Genomic DNA, 1,146 nt, shown 5'->3' on the forward strand with positions numbered 1-1,146 from the left:
CAACTTCTTCCTGCTCGGCGGCGACTCCATCCTCAGCATGCAGGTGGTCTCCCGACTGCGCCGGGACGGCCTGCACCTGGCCACCCGCGACCTCTTCACCCACCAGACCGTCGCCGAACTCGCCACCGTGGTGCGCGACGCCCCCGACCGCGCCGACGACGGTCCGGTCACCGGAGCCGTGCCGCTCACCCCGATCCAGGCGTGGTTCCTCACCACCCCGCGCGCCGCCCACCACCACTTCAACCAGTCCGCGCTGCTCGAACTCGGCCCCGACCCCGACCACCCCGCCCTGCGCGCGGCCCTGGACACCGCCCTGAACGCCCTGCTGGAGCACCACGACGCGCTGCGGATGCGCTTCACCCACGACGCCTCCGGCTGGCACCAGTTCAACCCGCCGCCCGCCCGCACCGAGGACCTCCTGGTCCACCACGACCTGACCGGCCAGTCGCCCGAGTCCGCCGACGCCGCCCTCGCCAAGGCCGCCGACGAGCTGCACGGCGGCTTCGACCTGGCCCGCGGCCCGCTGCTGCGCGCCGCCCTGTTCACCTTCACCGGCGAACCGGACCGCCCGCCGCTGCTCCTGCTGGTCGCCCACCACCTGGTGATCGACGCCGTCTCCTGGCGGGTGCTGCGCGACGACCTGGAGAGCGCCTACCACCAGGCCCGGGCGGGCGGCCCGATCGACCTGGGGGAGCGCGGCACCTCCTTCCGGGACTGGGCCCGGCGGCTCGCCGCCCACGTCGCCGAGGGCGGCCTCGACCACGAACTGCCCTACTGGGAGCAGGCGGTGACGGGCCGCGCCGAACCGCCCGCGCGCCCCGCCGACGCCCCCGGTACCGGCACCGGCACCGGGACCGGCACAGCCGCCGGGACCGGGGCCGTCACGGTGGAACTCGACGAGGCGGACACCGAGGCCCTGCTGCGCGCCGCCCCCGCCGCCTACCGCACCCGGGTCAACGACGTGCTGCTCGCCGCCCTCGCGCTCGCCCTGGCCCGCTGGACCGGACAGCCGCGGATCCGCCTCGACCTGGAGGGCCACGGCCGGGAGGACCTGCTCGACGGTGTCGACCTGTCCCGTACGGTCGGCTGGTTCACCACCGTCCACCCGGTCGGCCTCGACGTCCCCGCGCCCGAACAGCTCGGCCC

At 75.8% G+C, this 1,146-nt stretch carries 1 protein-coding gene; it reads left to right on the plus strand.

Annotated features, from left to right (window positions below; translation table 11 throughout):
• A partial coding sequence (locus ACFC1T_RS38440; RefSeq protein ID WP_375897465.1) for a condensation domain-containing protein occupies positions 1-1,146 on the plus strand: 1,146 nt, incomplete at both ends.

The sequence above is a fragment of the Kitasatospora sp. NPDC056076 genome (assembly GCF_042266305.1).
Lineage (GTDB): Bacteria > Actinomycetota > Actinomycetes > Streptomycetales > Streptomycetaceae > Kitasatospora.